This is a genomic window from Microcoleus sp. Pol12B4 (assembly GCF_036701385.1).
Taxonomy (GTDB): Bacteria; Cyanobacteriota; Cyanobacteriia; order Cyanobacteriales; family Microcoleaceae; genus Microcoleus.
This window is the reverse complement of sequence record NZ_JAUBQR010000382.1, coordinates 1-2,970: the sequence shown is the minus strand read 5'-3', so window position 1 is coordinate 2,970 and position 2,970 is coordinate 1. Positions and strand designations below refer to the sequence as shown.

Here is a 2,970-nt window from a genome sequence, read left to right as displayed (position 1 = left end):
ACCCTGATATTTGCTCAATAAAGCAGCAAAGCGCTTGTAATCCACAGGCTTCCTCACATACTCCGCCGCTCCCAATTCCAAACCCTGATTTTGGTCGTCCAAAAAAGTTATCATAATCACTGGAATATCAACCAAATCTCGATCGGCTTTCAACGCCGACAACACCGCCCAGCCGTCCATACTTGGCATCATCACGTCCAGAATAATCGCGTCCGGCAGCAAATCCTTAGCCAACATCAGCCCCCCTTGACCGCTAGCCGACGATCGCACCCGAAATCCCTGTTTCGACAAGCAGCGGGTCATCAAATCCCGCGCGTCTGGATCGTCATCAATAACTAGGACAGTAGCAGCATTGGGCAGCTCCAGCGCTTGCGATCGCACTGCTTTTTGCTTCGCTTCAGTCGATTCTGCACTCGTTTCTAAATCGTCGTCGGAAGACTTCGGCTGCATTTCTGCGGTTTCTCGATCGTCCTGCGCTTCTTTCGGGCTTGTAACCGCAATCGGCAACCGGATCGTAAAACTAGAACCGCAGCCAAACTCGCTATCAACCGTAATGTCCCCGCCCATCATCTGGCAAAACTTCCGGCTAATTGTCAGCCCCAAACCGGTGCCGCCGTATTTGCGGGTAGTAGAATCGTCGGCTTGAGCGAAAGCTGCGAACAGCCTCGACACCTGATCCTCAGTCATGCCGATACCGGTATCGGTTACTTGAAAGACGATCGAAGGCTGTTGACACCGAGAAAAAGCTGCCGAGAGTTCTTCGGAATTGTCGAGCGGCAAAACCTCCCCTTCTTCTTTCCAAACATTAATCGTAATTTTGCCTTGATCGGTAAACTTAGCAGCATTGGTCACCAAATTCAACAGCGCTTGCCGCAGCTTTGACAAATCGGAATATATCGTGCCAATATTGCGATCGCAATTGACCATCAAAGTATTGCCATTTTTCCCTAGCTGGGGTTGAACAGTAGTAACAACCTCCTCGATCAAATTCCGCACCTCAAAAGTCTCCAAAAAAAGAGTCACCTTTCCTGCTTCAATTTTAGAAATATCCAGGATGTCACTAATAATGGTGAGCAACTGCTTGCCTGCCATATTAATGCTTGCCAAATCCATCACAAACTCTTCTTCGCCGAGCTCCAGAGCCTCTTCTTGCAGCAGCTCGCTGTACCCAATAATCGCATTCAAGGGCGTCCGCAACTCGTGAGTCATATTTGCCAAAAAAGTGCTTTTCGCCCGGTTAGCAGCTTCGGCAGCGTTCTTAGCAACTTCCAATTCGCGCGATCGTTCCTCTAGCTGCCGCTGCCGCACTTCCAAACCGTTGAGCAAACTGCTAATTTGCTGAGCCATTGTATTGAGAGTAGAAGATAGCACCCCGATCGCGTCATTAGAAACCACCGGCGATCGAGCCGTCAAATCACCGCTCGCCATCTGTTCGGCAGTTTCACGCAGCAAGCCGAGATTCCGAATAATTGCCGACACCGACACAAAAGCCACTATCCCCGCGATCAAACTCAAACCCAAAGCTGCCAGCAGCCAGTGCTGAGTGCGGCTCGCCACAAAGAGAGTTTGCTGCACCAGCACCGCCATTGCGGCTTCAGGAACCCCCGCCGCCGGAGCTGATGCAGCGTCCATTGTCAGCAAATAGTTCTTCATCTCCACAGAACCCATCCACCCAACTCCCACCGCCATCCAAGTTATCAGCACCAAGATCACAAACAGCCCGCTCAAAGACGCCCGAGTTCCCAGAGCAATTCCCCTCGTAGCCAGTGCCGCCGCCCAAGGATAGCCTTTGAGAAAAGGATCTGGCCGAACCGGTGCGCCGGAATTCCAAATTTCCTCAATTTGACCGTCCAACCTCACCTTACCAATCCGTACTGTTTTCCAGGTATGCTGCGTTTGGGCATCTATTTTTACCTTGCCCGATGGCGCTGCAAACTCAATATTTTTAGCAGAAGCCCTGACTTTAACCACATCTGTCGAACCAGCTTTTTCTACTGCTTGCTTCCACAGGTAAACGCCCAAATAAGCCGCTTCGATGGGGTCATCGGTGACTCGATTTTCCCCGTATCGGGCTTTATAAGCCTTGACAAATTTACGATTTTCCGGTGTATCTACCGTTTGAAAATAGTTCCACACCACCAAATGTCCGGCAATATTGGACGGCCCGATCGCCCGCACTTCTTCTTCTGCTACGCTGACCGACATCACTGGCAAATCACCGGGTTTCACGCCAGCTTCCCGCAACTTTTGGAAAAAAGCCACATTGCTGTCCCCGTTGAGAGTGTTGAGAATAGCATCTGGTTTCACTGCTAAGATATGTGCGATCGCCTCGCCCACTTCCCTCGATCCCAGCGGCAGATACACTTCCCCCGCTAACTCTCCCCCCTGTGCAGCCAGTTGAGCTTTCACAATCCGATTTGCCGTGCGGGGAAAGAGATAGTCCGAACCCAACAGGAAAATTTTCCGCTTCCCCTGTGCCAGCAAGTAATTCACCCCAGGCACAATCTGTTGGTTTGGGGCAGCACCAATGTAGAAAATATTCGCACACTGTTCTAGCCCTTCATACTGCACCGGATAGAACAGCAACCCTTTGCCCTGGTCGAAAACCGGCTGTACAGCTTTGCGGCTCGCCGAAGTCCAACAGCCAAATACCACCGCCACCTGAGCTTCAAAGAGCAATTGCTTAGCTTTTTGAGCAAAAGTCTGCAAATCGCTGGCTCCATCTTCTATAAACGCTTCCAAGGGGCGTCCGAGCACCCCTCCTGCCGCATTAATTTCCTCAACAGCCAACACCGTCGCATCTTTAACAGAAGTTTCGCTGATGGACATAGTGCCCGTCAGCGAATGCAACACGCCTATTTTGATCGGCTCACGAGTCGAGCCGGCTGCTTCGAGGGGGTTACTGCTCCTTGCTCCCATAGGGTTTTAGATAATTTTTACCGAAAAATGGGGTTTAAAGCCCCGCACTTA

Annotated in this window: 1 protein-coding gene; it reads right to left on the bottom strand. The window is 51.0% G+C overall.

The genetic code is table 11. The features are described 5' to 3' along the window. A partial coding sequence (urtA, locus tag QUA38_RS28285) for an urea ABC transporter substrate-binding protein (protein WP_333167738.1) occupies nt 1-2,919 on the bottom strand: 2,919 nt, incomplete at its 3' end. Between the last annotated feature and the right edge of the window lie 51 nt (nt 2,920-2,970).